This window comes from Caulobacter sp. GW821-FHT10F06 (assembly GCF_058809215.1).
In genome coordinates this window covers 177,097-192,322 of sequence record NZ_JBXASK010000001.1, presented here as the reverse complement: position 1 = coordinate 192,322, position 15,226 = coordinate 177,097, and the positions used below count along the sequence as shown (strand labels likewise).

Sequence of the window (15,226 nt, the reverse complement as noted above, 5' to 3'; positions counted from 1 at the left end):
AAAGCCTCACGGGGCCCGCCGCCGCCGTCCGCGCGTCTTCAGAAGGACGGCCACCAGCCCGAACACCACCACGAACGAAGCCAGCAGGTAGAGGAAGACGTGCTCGGGCCTGAAGCCCGGAACCCAGCGCGCCATCGCCAGCGCGCCCAGGCCCGGCGCCGAGCAGATGGCTAGAAAGATCAGCCAGCCCTTCCAGTGCACGGGCATCGCCGAGATCCGCCCCGGAGTGCGCACATATTCGAACCAGATTTCCTTGTCGGCCATGGGCGTCTCCCGGCTGGAGCTTGACCCTAAGCGACCTTCGCAACCGCCTCAACTTCCGGAGGACGGCGCGCGCCAGAATATCTGTTTCGGCTCGCAGACAACCTTCCCTTTGCAATCCCGTCACGAAGGTCTATATGTCTTTGGTCACTTATGCTCACTTTCAGCATAAGGAAGCGTCGGAACGGAAATCCCCGCCCCGGCGTTTTTTGAGGCCCGAGAAATGCTCAGTTTGAGCATAACGGAGAATCAGATGGCCGACGGTTTCGCCGCGCTCGATTTCACCCCCGATGTCGAGGTTCAGACCTCGAAGATCTGGGACAAGGTGAAGAACCACGTCACCCCGATGGAGTGGCGGCTGCACGCGCCCCTGATCGCCGAGATCAACCGCCTCAAGCGCGAGAAGAACGCGGTCATCCTGGCGCACAACTACATGACCACCGAAATCTTCCACGGCGTGGGCGATTTCGTCGGCGACAGCCTGGCGCTGGCTCGCGAGGCGGCCAAGTGCGACGCGGCCGTGATCGTGCAGGCGGGCGTCCACTTCATGGCTGAGACCAGCAAGGTGCTGGCCCCGGAAAAGCGCGTGCTGATCCCCGATCCGCTGGCCGGCTGCAGCCTGGCCTCCTCGATCACCGGCGCCGACGTGCGGATGATCAAGGCCCGCTATCCGGGCGTGCCGGTGGTCACCTATGTCAACACCACCGCCGATGTGAAGGCCGAGACCGACATCTGCTGCACCAGCGCCAACGCCGTGCAGGTGGTGGAGTGGGCCGCCGCGCAATGGGGGACCGACAAGGTCATCCTGATCCCCGACGAATATCTGGCCCGCAACGTCGCCCGCCAGACCTCGGTGAAGATCATCGCCTGGGCCGGCCGCTGCGAGGTGCACGAGCGCTTCACCCGCGACGACATCCTGGAGCTGCGCGCCGCCTATCCGGGCGCCGAGATTCTGGCCCACCCCGAGTGCCCGGCCGAGATCCTGGAAGAGGCCGACTTCGCCGGCTCGACCGCGGCGATGAACGACTACGTCATCCAGCGCAAACCCAAGCAGGTGGTGCTGATCACCGAGTGCTCGATGGCCGGAAACGTCGAGGCCGACGCGCCGGACACCGACTTCGTCAAACCCTGCAACCTGTGCCCGCACATGAAGCGGATCACCCTGCAGAACATCCACGACGCCCTGGTGTTCGACCGCTACGAGGTCACCGTCGATCCGGCCGTGGCCGACGCCGCGCGCCTGGCCGTGCAACGAATGATCGACCTGCCCCCGCCCCTGGTCCCCGCCCGCTACGACCTGGTGAAGGCCAAGCATCACGTCGACGTCGAGCTGATCTAGTCCGTTTGAACTGCCGCCCTCGTCCTTCGACAAGCTCAGGATGAGGGCGACTGAACCGCAGTAGATATCCTCATGCTGAGCCTGTCGAAGCACGAGGATATCGGCCCCCGAGAGGAGCCGCCTCGTTGACCCACAACCGCCTCACCTTCGACGGCCCCGTGATCCTCGGGGCCGGGCTGGCTGGCCTGACCGCCGCGCTCGCGGCGAAGACGGCCCTGGTGCTGTCGCCGACGCCGCTGGCGACCGGCTGCTCCAGCGCCTGGGCGCAGGGCGGCATGGCCGCGGCCCTGGCCAGCGACGACGCTCCCGCCCTGCACGCCTCCGACACCATGGCCGCCGGTGCGGGCCTGTGCGATCCCGAGGCGGTCGACCTGCTGACCACCGAAGGCCCCGACGCCGTACGCGCCCTGGCGGCCCTGGGTGCGCCGTTCGACACCAAGGACGGCGACTTCACCCTCAGCCTCGAGGCGGCCCACAGCCGGGCCCGCGTGGCCCGCGTGGGCGGCGACGGGGCCGGCGCGGCGATCATGGCCGCCGTCACTGCCGCCGTGCGCGCCACGCCCTCCATCGAGATCCGCGAAGGCGCCCGCGCCCGCCGGCTTCTCCAGGACGCGACCGGCCGCGTGATCGGCGTGCTGGCGGAAATCGACGGCGCGCTGGTCGAGATCCTCAGCCCGGCCGTGATCCTGGCCACCGGCGGAATCGGCGGCCTGTACGCCGTCACCACCACGCCCGCCCAGGTGCGTGGCGAGGGCCTGGGCCTGGCCGCCTTGGCCGGGGCGACGATCGCCGACCCCGAGTTCGTGCAGTTCCACCCCACGGCCATCGACATCGGCCGCGATCCCGCCCCCTTGGCCACCGAGGCCCTGCGCGGCGAGGGGGCGATCCTGCGCAACACCGATGGCAAACCCTTCATGGCGGACTATCACCCGGCCAAGGAACTGGCCCCGCGCGATGTGGTGGCCCGCGCCATCCACGCCGAGCGTACGGCCGGTCGCGGGGCATTCCTCGACGCCACGGCGGCGGTGGGCGAGCACTTCCCGCACGAGTTCCCGGCCGTCTTCGCCGCCTGCATGAGCGCCGGGATCGATCCGCGCGTCCAGCCGATCCCGGTGGTTCCGGCCGTCCACTATCACATGGGCGGCGTGGCCACGGATCTGGACGGCCGCACCAGCCTGGCCGGCCTCTATGCCGCCGGCGAGTGCGCCGCCACGGGCGTGCACGGCGCCAACCGCCTGGCGTCCAACAGCCTGCTGGAAGCCGCCGTTTTCGGCGCCCGCGCCGGCCGCGCGGCGGCGACCGAGACCCATGCGCCAGGCCAGCCCGTCTCGGTGGAGCCGACACCCGACCTGCCCGAGGCCGGCCTGCAGCTGCTGCGCCGGGCCATGGACCGCGACGCCGGCGTCATCCGCGACGCCTGGGGCTTGGCCCGCCTGCTGGGCGTGATCGAGGCGCTGGAGACCGCGCACGGCAAGGGTCCGATCCTGGCCGCCGCCCACCTGATCGCCAAGGCCGCTCTGGGCCGTCGCGAGAGCCGGGGCGGTCACACCCGCAGCGACTTCCCCGAAGTCGCTGCGCCGGAACGCACCTTCGTCACCCTGGACCACTGGGAAGCGGGCCGCGCCGTCCGCTACGCCGCCGAATGAGCATCTTCCCTCTGGACGACCTGCTGGTGCGTCCGATCGTCGAGGCGGCCCTGGCCGAAGACCTCGGCCGCGCCGGCGACATCACCGGCCAGGCCTGCATCGACGCCGACGCGCGGCTGAGCGTGGCCTATGCCAGCCGACAGGACGGCCGGGTCTCGGGCCTGTCCTGCGCCCGCCTGGCCTTGGCCGCGCTGGATCCCACCGCCACCTTCCAGATCGTCGCGCCCGACGGCGCCGACGCCGCGCCCGGGGCGATCCTGGCCCGCGCCGAGGGCGCCGCCCGCGCCGTGCTGGCCGCCGAGCGCGTGGGCCTGAACCTGCTGGGCCGGCTGTCGGGCATCGCCACCCTGACGCGATCCTATGTCCGCCTCGTCGAGGGCACGGGCGCGACCATCGTCGACACCCGCAAGACCACCCCGGGCCTCCGCGCCCTGGAGAAATACGCCGTGCGCTGCGGCGGCGGGACCAATCACCGCTTCGGCCTGGATGACGCCATCCTGATCAAGGACAACCACGTCGCCGCCTGCGGGGGCGTCGGCGAAGCCGTCCGCCGGGCGCGAGCCTTCGCCGGGCACCTGGTGAAGGTGGAGGTCGAGGTCGACGGCCTGGACCAGCTCGAAGACGCGCTGAGGCACGGCCCGGACGTGGTGATGCTGGACAATTTCAGCCTCGACGACCTGCGGACGGCCGTCGCCCTGGCCAAGGGCCGGGCGGTGCTGGAGGCGTCGGGCGGGGTGAACCTGAACACCGTGCGGGCCATCGCCGAGACGGGCGTGGACGTCATCAGCGTCGGCGCGCTGACGCACTCGGCGCCTGTGCTGGATATCGGGCTGGACGCGGTTTAGCGCGCTCCAGCTAACCTAATCTTGTCATCCCGGAAGCCTCGCAGAGGCTATCCGGGACCCAGGGGCGACCGCGTTGCGTTGGCCCCTGGGTCCCGGCTCTCCGCTTCGCTGCGGCCGGGATGACAAGCTTTGTTAGGCGAAGATTTTCACCAACTCCCGCACCACCATCACCCCCAGTGTGATCGTCGACAGCGCGAACAGCAGGAACCGCAGGTTCACGATGTTGACGGTCACCTGCACCAGGCTGTGCAGCACCCGCAGCCCCACATAGACCCAGGCGAAATGCACAGCCCAGCCGTCGCCATGGCCCGCCACCGCGATGGCCAGCGCCGCCGCGTAGAAGATGGTCGGCTGCTCCATCAGGTGGTTGTAGTTGTCGGCCGCCTGGCGCGGGCCGGCGGGCAGGACGTCCAGCGAGCCCGGGAACCGCGCCTCCTGCGGCTTGATCCCCGCCTTCAGCATCGCCGGGATGCGACGCGTGTACATCCACAGCCAGATCACCAGCGACCAGGCCACCAGCGCCATCACCGGCGCGATCATCGTGTTCATGAAGCGTCCCTCCCCGGACGTTTGTTATCCAGGGAGGTTAGGCGGAGAACGCCGTTATCGCGAAGCGTGCCGCGACGGCAGGGGCGACCAAGATCCTCCCCCTTTGGGGGAGGTGGCCCGGAGGGCCGGAGGGGGTCCTCTCCAGTCTATGCCGTTGAGGACCCCCTCAGTCGCTCCGCGACAGCTCCCCCAAAGGGGGAGCATCGGCTTACGGCTACGTCCGGTCCCGGAACGGATCGGCCGGGTACACGCCCAGGATCTCGAACTTCTCCGAGAAAAACTTCAGCTCGTCGAACGCCAGGGCCAGGGAGCGATCCTCGGGCCGGCCGTCGACCTCGGCGTAGAAGAAGGTCGCCGTGAACTGGCCGTTCTCCATGTAGCTCTCGAGCTTGGTCATGTTGACGCCGTTGGTCGCAAAGCCGCCCAGCGCCTTGTAGAGCGCGGCCGGCAGGTTGCGGACCTTGAACACGAAGCTGGTCACGCAGCGGTGGGTGAACGGCGGCGGGGTCGGCGCGGGGTCGGCCGTCATCACCAGGAAGCGGGTGGTGTTGTGGCGCTCGTCCTCGATGTCGGCGGCCAGGATGTCCAGGCCGTAGATCTCGGCGGCGAGGGCCGGGGCCACGGCGCCGCGCGTCGGGTCGGGCTTCAGGGCGAGAGCCTTGGCCGCGCCGGCGGTGTCGCCGGCGGCTTCCGTGGTCACGCCCAGGCGGCGCAGGCTGTTGCGGCACTGGGCCAGGGCGATCGGCATCGAGGCGACCACCTTCACGTCGGCCAGCTTCACGCCCTTGTTGGCCATCAGCTGGAAGCGGATCGGCTTGAACAGCTCGCCAATGATCTTCAGCCCGGCCTCGGGCAGCAGGTGGTGGACGTCGGCCACGCGGCCGGCGATCGAGTTCTCGATCGGGATCATGCCCAGCTGGCAGGCGCCCGACTTGATGGCCTCGAACGCCTCCTGGAAGGTGGCGCACGGCACGGCCTCGTAGTCGGGAAAGAAGGTGCGGCAGGCCTCGTGGCTGTTGGCGCCGGGTTCGCCCTGGAAGGCGATCTTCTTGAGGATGCTCATGCTTGGTTTCCAGCCTGGATACGGGCGGCTTCGAGATCGGAGGGATTGTCGACGGAGATCGGCGCCTCGGGAGCCACGGCGGCGCGAATGGTCATGCCCAGTTCCATGGCCCGCAGCTGCTCCAGCTTCTCGCGCTTTTCCAGCGGCGAGGGCGAGGCGGCGTTGAAGGCCTCCAGCGCCTCGCGGCGATAGCCATAGATGCCGATGTGGCGCCAGACCGGGCCGTCGCCATAGAGGGTCGAGCGGGTGAAGTAGAGGGCGCGGCCGCTCTGGCCATCGTCCTCCATCGCCAGCACGGCTTTCACGACATCGGGATTGGTCCGGTCGGCCGGCGAGGCCTCGGCGGCGACCACGGTGGCGATGTCGCAGTCGCCGAAATCCTCCAGCAGGCCGGCGCAGGCGCTCAGCACCGACGGATCGACGAAGGGCATGTCGCCCTGCAGGTTGATGACCACGTCATGCTCGAACCCCGGATCGAGTTCGGCCAGGGCCGCGAGAATTCTGTCCGAACCCGACGGAAGTTCCGGATCGGTCAGCACGGCGCGACCACCGGCCGCACGCACGGCCTCGACGATCTCGGGATCGCCGGCGGCCACCGCGACGGGGCCGATATTGGCCTTCAGGGCCTGGTTCAGCACGCGTACGATCATCGGCAGGCCCCCGATATCGGCCAGCGGCTTGTTGGGCAGACGGGTCGCGGCCATGCGCGCGGGGATCAGGACGATGGGGTTCATGATCTCAAATCGCTCCTGCCCGGTTGCGCGAGGGGCGGTAGCGTGTAAGAGACGCGAGCGCAACAAGAGGCGCGCGCGGGGGATTCCTCGCCGCGGAGTTTGGCCCCGCCCCTGGCGGGCCGGTAAGAGGCTGACAAGGCTGAGATGAGCGACCTGACGTTCAACAAGATCGCTGGCGGCGTGCTGCTGACCGGCCTCATCATTTTTGGTCTGCGTGAAGCGTCGACCGTCGTGTTCGAGAAGCACGAGGTCGAAAAGGCCGGCTACGAGATCGCGGTCGAGGAGCCGACCGAGGGCGGCGCCGCCGCCGTCGAGGTCGCCCCCGACTGGGGCACCGCCCTGCTGCTGCCGGCCAACATCGCCGCCGGCGAGGCCATCTCGGCCAAGTGCGCCGCGTGTCACAAGCTTGACCCGTCGGGCGCCAACGGCACCGGCCCGGGCCTGTATGGCGTCGAAGGCCGCCAGCCGGGCACGCACCCGGGCTTCGCCTATTCGGCCGCGATGAAGGAATTCGGCGCCAAAAACGCCAAGTGGGACTACGACCACATGTACGAGTTCCTCAAGGCGCCGGGTAAGTACATCTCGGGCACCAACATGACCTTCGTCGGCCTGAAGAAGCCGGAAGATCGCGTCGCCCTGATCGCCTATCTCCACACCCTGGGCTCGACCCTGCCGGTGCCGGCTCCCAAGCCTGCGGGCGCTCCGGCCGACGCGGCTCCGGCCGCCGGCGCCGCCGCTGCGGCTCCGGCCGGCGCTGCTCCGGCAGCCGCCGCGCCGGCCGCCGGCCAGCCGACCACGCCCGCTCCGGCCGCCGACGCCGCCAAGCACTGATCGGTTTTCGGTCAGACCAAGATCAGAGGCCGCGAAGTTCGCTTCGCGGCCTTTTTTCTGGCTGGAGTTCTTTTCCTATTTATCTAGTAGGATATGGAAACAGTCCCGCTTCACCGGAAACGCCCGCCCATGACGCCTCGCGCCTTCGCCGCCGCCGCCCTTGTCGCCTTCCTGGCCGCCGCTCCCGTCTCGGCTCTCGCCGCCAAGGCCCCGACCGTGGCGCTGAAGTCGCTGGCCGACCTGCCCACGCCCCTGCCCTTCCCGTACAATGAGACCGCCGACGCGGAGGCCGACGTCGCCGCCGCCATCAAGCGCGCCAAGGCCCACAAGAAGCTCGTCCTGATCGACTTCGGCGGCAACTGGTGCCCCGACTGCCGGATCTTCGCGGGCCTGATCGAACAGCCGGACGTCAAAAAGTTCGTCGACAAGCACTACGAGGTCGTGACGGTCGACGTCGGCCGCTACACCAAGAACATGCAGATCCCGGCCCGCTACGGCGTCGACAAGCTCAAGGGCGTGCCGAGCTTCCTGGTGGTGGATACGAAGGGCAAGCTGGTCAATGACGGCGCCTTCTTCGCCCTGACCGACGCTCGCCACATGACGCCGCAGTCGATCACCGACTGGCTGGCGCAGTGGACGAAGTAGGCTGAGCTAGATGCTCCCCTCTGGGGGAGCTGTCGCAGAGCGACTGAGGGGGTCCTCAACTGAATAGGCCGGAGAGGACCCCTCCGGCCCTCTGGGCCACCTCCCCCAAAGGGGGAGGATCTTGTCTCTTCAAACCCGCCGATACCCCAGCGGCTTGCCCACCCCCGCCGCCTCGATCCGCGTGATCGCCTCGGCCAGGGGCTCCACCGCCACGGCCATGTGGTGCGCGTTGGCGTGGAGGATTCTGTCGGCGTTCAGCAGCACCGCCACGTGGCCCTTCCAGAACACCAGGTCGCCGCGGCGGCGGTCGGCTTCGGCCACCTCGGGGAAGAAGCCCCGCTGCATGTCGGTGTCGCGCACGCAGGCGCGGTTGCAGGCCGCCAGGGATTGCTGAACCAGCGCCGAGCAGTCCAGGCCCAGCGACTCGCGGCCGCCCCACTGGTAGGGCGCGCCCAGGAAGCGTTGGGCGACGGCGACCCAGTCGGTCTCGCCCGTGCCGATCGCGCCCAGATGGTCCTCGGTGATCCAGCCCGAACCGGCGACCTTCACGAACCGCCCCTCGCGCGCCTCGACTGCGACCAGGGTGTTGAGGCTGTAGAGCCCGACGATCGCCGACTTGATGTCCGGCTGGCTGAACGCGTAGGTGCGGATCGCCGCCACCCGGTGGGTCGATGGGGCCGCCAGCAGGGTCAGGGCGTCGCTGGCGACATAGCCGACATAGCCGTCGCGGCGGGCCTGGCCGAACGAAAAGCCCGCGTCCTCGAACAGAACGTCGAAGCGCTCGCCGAACAGCAGCTGGTCCTCCTGCTCGGCCTGGGCTGATGGCGCCTTGCGCAGCGAGGCGGCCGGGATGGCGACCTGCATCGGGACCGTCGCCGCGAAGCGCTCCGCCGCAACTAGGCCTTCCAGCCGAACGTCAGCCAGGCCATCGCGGACCAGGGTCAGGCGGCGATCCTGCGTGGGGGCGCTCATGCCGGGAACCGGGTCTTCAGCAGCGCGAACAGCGCCCGGATCGCCTGGGCCTCGCCACCGGTGGGATAGCCGGGTCGCCCCTTGGGGTTCCAGGCATAGACGTCGAAGTGGGCCCAAGACCCGTCGGTCGGCGCGAACTTCTCCAGGAACAGCGCCGCCGTCGTGGCGCCCGCCTGGGCCCAGGCGTCGGGATCGTTCTTCAGGTCGGCGATATCGCTCTCGATGGCGTCGCGATAGCCGTCCCACAGCGGCAGGCGCCACAGGGGATCGAAGGTCGCCTTCGAGGCCGCCTCGATCTGGGCGGCCAGCTTGTCGTCGGCGGTCCAGAACGGGATCACGAAAGGCCCCATCGCCACCCGCGCCGCGCCGGTCAGGGTGGCCAGATCCAGGGTCAGGACGGGCTTGTGCTCGGCCGCGCGGGTCAGGGCGTCGGACAGGATCAGGCGGCCTTCCGCGTCGGTATTGCCGACCTCGACGGTCAGGCCGGCGCGGGTCTGCAGCACATCGCCGGGGCGCATGGCGTCGCCACTGATGGCGTTCTCGACCACCGGGGTCAGCACGACCAACCGCACCGGCAGCTTGGCGCCCATCACCATCCGGGCCAGGGCCAGGGCGTGGGCGGCGCCGCCCATGTCCTTCTTCATGATCCGCATGCCCGACGAGGGCTTGATGTCCAGGCCGCCGGTGTCGAACACCACGCCCTTGCCGACGATGGCCAGCACGGGATGCGAAGGATCGCCCCAGCTGATCTCGATCATGCGCGGCGCGCGATGCGCGACGGCGGCGCGGCCCACGGCGTGGACGGCGGGATAGTTCTGTTCCAGCAGGTCGTCGCCGACGATCACCGAGATCTCGGCTCCGTGCTTCTCGGCGATCTCGCGGGCGATGGTCTCGATCTGCAGCGGGCCCATGTCGTTGGCCGGGGTGTTGACCATGTCCTTGGCCAGGGCGCAGGCGTGGGCGATGGCTAGCACGGCCTCGGCGTCGACGCCCTTAGGCGCGACCAACTGCGGTCCCGCTTCTTGGGAGCGCTTGCGATAGCGGTCGAAGCGATAGAGCCCCATCGCGAAGGCCAGGGTCGCCTCGGCGGCGTCCAGGCCGCGCGGCAGGCGGGCCAGCTTGTAGTCGCCGGCCGGCAGCTTGGCGGCTAGGCCCCGGAACAGGCCGGGATCCACCGTGGCCCGCGAGCCTAGCCCCATCAGCACCCGCTCGACCTGGCCGCCGGGACCGGGAACGACCAGCACCTGGCCGGCCTTGGCCTTGAACTTGTCCCGCTCGGCGAGAACGCGGGCGGCGGGCCGCCGACCGGCGAGGAACGCCTCAAGCTCAGCCTCGAACAGCGGGTGGACCGGGATGGCCGCTTCGGTGTCGGACGGCAGGAGAGGATGGGTGTCCAACATGTCGCGGTCCTCGAGAATTATGCTTAACGATTCCTTGAGGGCCGCGAAGCGAGGATGCGGCGTCCTTCCGGAGACTCGTCTTCCATGTGTCGCAAGCGCGCGCTCCTCGCAACCGTTCTCGCCCCCGTCCTGCTGATGGGCGCCGTGGCGCATGCCGCCGACCTGCCGGCCAAGCCCGAGGCTGCCCCGGCCCAGGCCGCCGCTCAGCCGCGCGCCAAGGCCACGCCCGCCCAGCGCGCCGAGGCCCGCCGGATGGACCCGCTGGCCCGCGCCGCCTTCTGGGGCGCCGAGTTCGAACGTGACGGCCATGACGGCGAGGCCGGGGTCGGCCTGTCCCAGGCCCTGCGCGCGCTGGGCCGCTACGACGACGCCGCGGCCACCATCGCCAAGGTGCTGATCGCCCAACCCGACAATGTCGACGGCCTGCTGGAATCGGCCCGCGCCCAGATCGCGCGCGGCCAGGGCTTCTACGCCATCGAACCGGCCCGCCGCGCCGCCGCGCTGGCGCCGCGCGACTGGCGTCCGCTGTCGCTGCTGGGCGTGGCCTACGAGCAGGCCCAGCGCGACGACGAGGCCGACGCCGCCCACCGGCAGGCCGTGGCCCTGGCGCCGAACGAGGCCGCGCCCAACGCCAACTACGCCATGCACCTGGCCGCCAAGGGCGACCTGGCCGGCGCCGAGGCCATGCTGCGCCGCGCCGCGGCCATGCCGGCCTCGACCGTGCAGATCCGCCAGAACCTGGCCCTGGTCATCGGCCTGCAAGGGCGCCTCGCCGAAGCCGAGAAGCTGGCCCGTCAGGACCTGCCGCCCGAGTCGGTCGACAACAACCTGGCCTGGCTGCGCGCGGCCACGGGCCAGGGCTCCGGCACGATCCAGCCCCGCTCGTGGGAAGCCCTGAAGGTCGGCGGCTAGCCCAAGGCCTTGGCCAGGGTGTTGGCCGCGTCGGCGAAACGCTGAAGCATCGGTCCGAACACCGACGACCTGACCACGAACACGAACGTCGCCATCAGCGACAACAACAGGGCCGTCTCGATCGACGAACTCCCAGCCTCGTCGCGCGCGACATCGCCGTCGCGCTCGACGTGCTCTTCAACGCCCTGCATGCCCACTGTCCCAGAATGGCTAACCACTCGGTAAGCATCTTCAAGAACGGCGCCGCTTAGCGACCCAGGCGCTGCAGCAGGGCGTCGCGATAGGTGCGGCTGGCGACCAGCTCGGCGCCGCTGCGCATCGTCAGCCGCCACGAGCCGTCCGACAGCGACTGGGCCTCGCGCACCTGAGCCAGGTTGACCAGGGTCGAGCGGTGACTGCGGGCGAACACCGCCGCGTCCAGCCGCGCCTCCAGGTTCTGCAAGGTTTCGCGGATCAGCCCTTCCCGCTCGCCGCCGCCTCCCCCGCCCCAATGGACGACGACATAGTTGCCCGCCGCCGCGAACCACTCGACCTCGCCCAGTTCCACGGGCACCCGCCGCGGGCCTGCCGACACCATCAGCCGTGAAGGCGCGCCGGTATCGCCAAGGACGGCGCGAGCGGCGGCCAGTCCCGCCTCAAGCACCTGGACCCTTGCCCGCTCCTGGGCGGCGCGGCGGTGATGGGCGGCCGCGACGCCGACGGCGGCGATGGCGGTAAAGAGCAGGATGGCCACCGGCATCCGGCCCACGGCGCGGCTCGAAAGCTCGCCCCATCCGCCGTGAGAGCCGACGAAGGCCATGTCGATTGCTGCGCCGGCCAAGGCCTCCAGCGGCGCGACCACGGCCATGCACGCGGTCAGGACCGCCATCGCCCGGCCGCCGGTCCCGAACCGCCGCAGCGCCAGCCACACGACGCCCGCCGTAGGGATCCAGATCGCATAGGTCGCGCCCTGCCACAGCAGCGAGCGCGCCAGGCCCAACGCGCCGCCCGACGCCCGACGGGCGAACCAGGCGGCGCAAACGGTGGTGACCCCGTAGCTGTAGACGCCGAACGCCCAGGTCCAGGCCGTGGTCGACAGCCTCAAGCCGGGACGCCCTCCCGCCGGCGGGTCGCCAGCACCACGATCCAGATCAGCGCCAGGGGTTGGAACACGAATGTCGGCCAGAGCTGGCTCCATGGGGTCGGCAGGAAGGTCAGGAAGTTGCCCGAGAAGGCGCTCAACACCGCCCCGTAGGCGCTCAGCATCTTCACAAGATGCTCATAGGTCCAGAGCCGGGGCGAGAACGGCCAGTCGGTCGGCCGCAGGAAGCGCCACAGATCCCAGCCGCCATAGGTCAGCGCCGCATAGACGAGCGCCGCCGAGACTGCCGCCTTGTTTCCCGTCCGACCGGTCAAGACCAGCGCCAACACCCACAGGCCAATGGCGACGACGGCCAGGGTCAGGATCCAGTCGACCGGGCTGGCGCGCTGGCCTGGATCCAGGTCCGGCCGCTTGCGTCCCAGGACCCGCACGCCCGAGAACAGGGTGATGGTGGCCGTCGCCGACAAGGCCGCGAAATAGGCGTTGAAGTGCAGCGCCGTCATCACCCAGGCCGCCACCAGCAAGGTCCCCATCAGCCCCACGAACACTCGCCCCGACAGCCTGTGCAGGCGCGAGCCCTTGCGAGCGAAGATGGGAACAAGGCCGATCGCGACGGCGGCGAAACCGCAGGCGATGTGCAGGGCGAGCGAGGGATCGAAAAGCCAGGTCATGCCGCTTTGTCGGGCGGCGGCGGCCTGGTGAGAAGCGCGCTGGGACCAAGCGCAGCGGGCTGGGACGAGCGGCGGGATGGGCGCGTCCAAGTCAGCAGCGCCCCCTCCGTCACGCTGCGTATTCGCAGCGCGCCACCTCCCCCGCACGCTTCGCTGCGCGGCAGGAGAAGAGCAGCTTCACCCTCCTGCCCCCTGAAACGGGGGAGGTGGCGCGGCGCCGATAGGCGACGTGACGGAGGGGCCTTTCTGAGTTCGCCGCAGCAGCTCGCCGGTGACGCAAGCTTCGCCGCCCCCTAGTGCTGCTTCACCATCACGTCCTGGATCTTGATGATCGCGGGACCCAGGATGACGGTGAACAGCACCGGCAGGAAGAACAGGATCATCGGCACGGTCAGCTGGGCCGGCAGGGCGGCGGCCTTCTTCTCGGCGGCCGACAGGCGCAGTTCGCGGTTTTCCTTGGCCATGACGCGCAGAGCCGAGCCCAGGGGCGTGCCGTAGCGCTCGGCCTGGATCATGGCCGTGGCCACCGACTTGATGCCGGGGTGGTTGGTCCGGCGGGCCAGGCCCTCATAGGCCAGGCGGCGGTCGGGCAGGTACGACAGCTCGGCCGTCAGCAGCGAGAGCTCCTCGGCCAGCTCCATCGAACTGGAGCCGACCTCGGCCCCCACCTTCTGGATGGCCGCCTCGATCGACATGCCGCTTTCCACGCAGATCAGCAGCAGGTCCAGCGAGTCCGGGAAGGCCGCCACGATCGACTCGCGGCGCTTCTGGGCGACGTTGCTGATGTAGACGTTGGGCGCGTAGTAGCCGATCGCCAGGGCGGCGACGCAGGCGCACATCTTCTGCATGGCCAGCAGGCCAAAGTCGTTGATGGCGTAAAGATAGATCGCCGTGAACACCGCGAACACGAACGGCATCACGAAGCGGAAGAAGTAGAAGGTCGAGACCGGTTGCGGACCGCGGAAGCCGGCCTGGGCCAGCTTGTCGACGACCTTGGGATCCTCCAGCAGCTTCGACAGCTGCAGGCGCTCGACGATGGTCTTGTACATGCCCTCGTCGGTGTGGCGCAGCGTGCCGCCGCTGGCGGCGCCCTTCTGGGCGATGGCCTCGCGCGAGCGGCGCCTCAGCTCCTCGCGGCGGTTGGCCACCGACTTCAGGCGCCCTTCCAGGCCCTTGTCGCTCATCATCGGCGCGGCCAGCGTCACGATGGTGGCGAACACCACCACGGCGATGAAGGCCGTCAGCAGGTTGGTCGGATCGGTCAGGGTGGCGGCGATGCTCATCGGTCTCCGCCCCTAGAACTTGAAGTTGATCATCTTGCGCATCACGAAGATGCCCATGCTCATCCAGATCGCGGCGCCCAGCAGCATCATGTGACCGCGCGGGTCGCTGAACAGCGGCTGCATATAGGCCGGCGAGGTCACGGTGATCAGCACCACCACGCCCGGCGGCAGGCAGCCGATGATGCAGGCCGAGGCCACGGCTTCGGCCGACAGGGCCTTGATCTTCTCGCCCATCAGCTTGCGGGCCCGCAGCACGGTCGACAGGTTGCCCAGCGCCTCGGCCAGGTTGCCGCCGGTCTTCTGCTGGATCGACAGCACGATGGCGAAGAAGCGCAGCTCGTTGGTGGGCATGCGCTCGTACATGCGCTCCAGGGCCACATCCATCGGCATGCCCATGCCGACGTTCTCGGTCATCATGCGGAACTCGCCGGCCAGGGGCTCGGGGCACTCCTTGCCGATGATCTTCAGGCAGTCGTGGACCGGCAGGCCCGACTTGATGCCGCGCACGATGATGTCGATGGCGTCCGAAAAGGCGCTGGTGAACTTCTTGATCCGGGCCTTGCCCATCATGCCGACGATCCAGCGCGGCAGGCCCAGGCCGGCGGCGAAGGCCGCGCCCATGGCGATCAGGATGGTCTGGCCCAGCACCAGCGGGATGATCCCGACCGTCAGGCCGACCGCGCCGCTGATCATCCAGAACATCTGGACGTTCTCGCCCAGGCCCGCCTGGCGCAGACGCGCGGCGATGCTCAGCGAGGCCTTCTTCTGGGCGCGATCCTGCTCCTTGAGCGTCTTCAGGATCTGCTTGCGGCGGGCGTCGGGGGTGTTGGCCACCGCCGCCTTGGCGCGGGCGTTGCTCTCGCGCGGGCCGCCGCCGACCAGCATCTGGGCCCGTTTGGAGGCGCGCGTGGCGTTGCTGTCGCCGCCGGCCAGGGCGAAGCCCAGGGCGGTGATGGTGACGAAGCCCAGGACGGCGACCAGGATGAACATCATC

Annotated in this window: 17 protein-coding genes and 1 pseudogene; 6 read left to right on the top strand and 12 right to left on the bottom strand. The window is 69.5% G+C overall.

From position 1 onward, the window contains the following. Positions 1-6 precede the first annotated feature (6 nt). A complete protein-coding gene (locus tag AC1RUS_RS00880; RefSeq protein WP_492912085.1) occupies positions 7-264 on the bottom strand; it encodes a hypothetical protein in 258 nt (85 codons plus the stop codon). Between the two features lie 250 nt (positions 265-514). Between AC1RUS_RS00880 and nadA the strand changes: the two genes are divergently transcribed. The 3 genes from nadA (at position 515) to nadC (ending at position 4,091) form a co-directional block, all read left to right on the top strand. Continuing rightward, on the top strand, positions 515-1,600 hold the full coding sequence (gene nadA / locus AC1RUS_RS00875; RefSeq protein ID WP_492912083.1) for a quinolinate synthase NadA: 1,086 nt from the start codon (positions 515-517) through the stop codon (positions 1,598-1,600). Between the two features lie 125 nt (positions 1,601-1,725). Beyond that, on the top strand, positions 1,726-3,246 hold the full coding sequence (locus tag AC1RUS_RS00870; protein ID WP_492912081.1) for an L-aspartate oxidase: 1,521 nt from the start codon (positions 1,726-1,728) through the stop codon (positions 3,244-3,246). After that, positions 3,243-4,091, top strand: coding sequence for a carboxylating nicotinate-nucleotide diphosphorylase (gene nadC / locus AC1RUS_RS00865; RefSeq protein WP_492912079.1), 849 nt, complete (start codon positions 3,243-3,245; stop codon positions 4,089-4,091). The genes AC1RUS_RS00870 and nadC overlap by 4 nt, the downstream gene beginning before the upstream one ends. Before the next feature lie 50 nt (positions 4,092-4,141). Here the strand turns inward: nadC and AC1RUS_RS00860 are convergent. From AC1RUS_RS00860 to AC1RUS_RS00845, 4 genes and pseudogenes are all read right to left on the bottom strand, one after another. Continuing rightward, positions 4,142-4,219 (bottom strand): annotated as a pseudogene (locus tag AC1RUS_RS00860) (hypothetical protein); the annotation flags it as partial. Positions 4,220-4,223: 4 nt separating this feature from the next. Next, positions 4,224-4,640 (bottom strand): MAPEG family protein, encoded by a 417-nt coding sequence (locus AC1RUS_RS00855; RefSeq protein ID WP_492912077.1) that lies wholly within the window; start codon positions 4,638-4,640, stop codon positions 4,224-4,226. A gap of 214 nt (positions 4,641-4,854) precedes the next feature. Next, positions 4,855-5,703 (bottom strand): prephenate dehydratase, encoded by an 849-nt coding sequence (locus AC1RUS_RS00850; protein ID WP_492912075.1) that lies wholly within the window; start codon positions 5,701-5,703, stop codon positions 4,855-4,857. Beyond that, positions 5,700-6,437: a 3-deoxy-manno-octulosonate cytidylyltransferase gene (locus AC1RUS_RS00845; protein WP_492912073.1), complete on the bottom strand. Its 738-nt coding sequence runs from the start codon at positions 6,435-6,437 to the stop codon at positions 5,700-5,702. The genes AC1RUS_RS00850 and AC1RUS_RS00845 overlap by 4 nt, the downstream gene beginning before the upstream one ends. Before the next feature lie 144 nt (positions 6,438-6,581). On the opposite strand from AC1RUS_RS00845, the gene AC1RUS_RS00840 reads away from it, so the two are divergent. Then, positions 6,582-7,268 (top strand): c-type cytochrome, encoded by a 687-nt coding sequence (locus AC1RUS_RS00840; RefSeq protein ID WP_492912071.1) that lies wholly within the window; start codon positions 6,582-6,584, stop codon positions 7,266-7,268. Positions 7,269-7,397: 129 nt separating this feature from the next. Then, on the top strand, positions 7,398-7,913 hold the full coding sequence (locus AC1RUS_RS00835) for a thioredoxin family protein (RefSeq protein ID WP_492912069.1): 516 nt from the start codon (positions 7,398-7,400) through the stop codon (positions 7,911-7,913). Between the two features lie 129 nt (positions 7,914-8,042). Here AC1RUS_RS00835 and AC1RUS_RS00830 read toward each other — a convergent pair whose 3' ends face one another. Next, the gene (locus tag AC1RUS_RS00830) at positions 8,043-8,885 is read right to left on the bottom strand and encodes a C40 family peptidase (RefSeq protein ID WP_492912067.1); all 843 of its coding nucleotides are present in this window, start codon (positions 8,883-8,885) and stop codon (positions 8,043-8,045) included. Beyond that, on the bottom strand, positions 8,882-10,285 hold the full coding sequence (locus AC1RUS_RS00825) for a leucyl aminopeptidase family protein (protein WP_492912065.1): 1,404 nt from the start codon (positions 10,283-10,285) through the stop codon (positions 8,882-8,884). Before AC1RUS_RS00825 ends, AC1RUS_RS00830 begins: the two co-directional genes overlap by 4 nt. A gap of 84 nt (positions 10,286-10,369) precedes the next feature. Between AC1RUS_RS00825 and AC1RUS_RS00820 the strand changes: the two genes are divergently transcribed. Continuing rightward, a complete protein-coding gene (locus tag AC1RUS_RS00820; RefSeq protein ID WP_492912063.1) occupies positions 10,370-11,197 on the top strand; it encodes a tetratricopeptide repeat protein in 828 nt (275 codons plus the stop codon). On the opposite strand, the gene AC1RUS_RS00815 is transcribed toward AC1RUS_RS00820, so the two are convergent. From AC1RUS_RS00815 to AC1RUS_RS00795, 5 genes are all read right to left on the bottom strand, one after another. Then, entirely contained in the window at positions 11,194-11,388 is a 195-nt protein-coding gene (locus AC1RUS_RS00815) for a hypothetical protein (RefSeq protein WP_492912061.1), read from the bottom strand. The genes AC1RUS_RS00820 and AC1RUS_RS00815 overlap by 4 nt on opposite strands. A gap of 56 nt (positions 11,389-11,444) precedes the next feature. Further along, positions 11,445-12,281 carry a LytTR family DNA-binding domain-containing protein gene (locus tag AC1RUS_RS00810; RefSeq protein WP_492912059.1) on the bottom strand — a complete coding sequence of 279 codons (837 nt, stop codon included), beginning with the start codon at positions 12,279-12,281 and terminating at the stop codon, positions 11,445-11,447. Next, complete coding sequence (locus AC1RUS_RS00805) at positions 12,278-12,949, bottom strand: DUF2306 domain-containing protein (RefSeq protein ID WP_492912057.1); 672 nt, start codon at positions 12,947-12,949, stop codon at positions 12,278-12,280. The genes AC1RUS_RS00810 and AC1RUS_RS00805 overlap by 4 nt, the downstream gene beginning before the upstream one ends. A 293-nt stretch (positions 12,950-13,242) precedes the next feature. Next, positions 13,243-14,232, bottom strand: coding sequence for a type II secretion system F family protein (locus AC1RUS_RS00800; RefSeq protein ID WP_492912055.1), 990 nt, complete (start codon positions 14,230-14,232; stop codon positions 13,243-13,245). 12 nt (positions 14,233-14,244) lie between these two features. Beyond that, complete coding sequence (locus AC1RUS_RS00795; RefSeq protein ID WP_492912053.1) at positions 14,245-15,225, bottom strand: type II secretion system F family protein; 981 nt, start codon at positions 15,223-15,225, stop codon at positions 14,245-14,247. Position 15,226 lies beyond the last annotated feature (1 nt).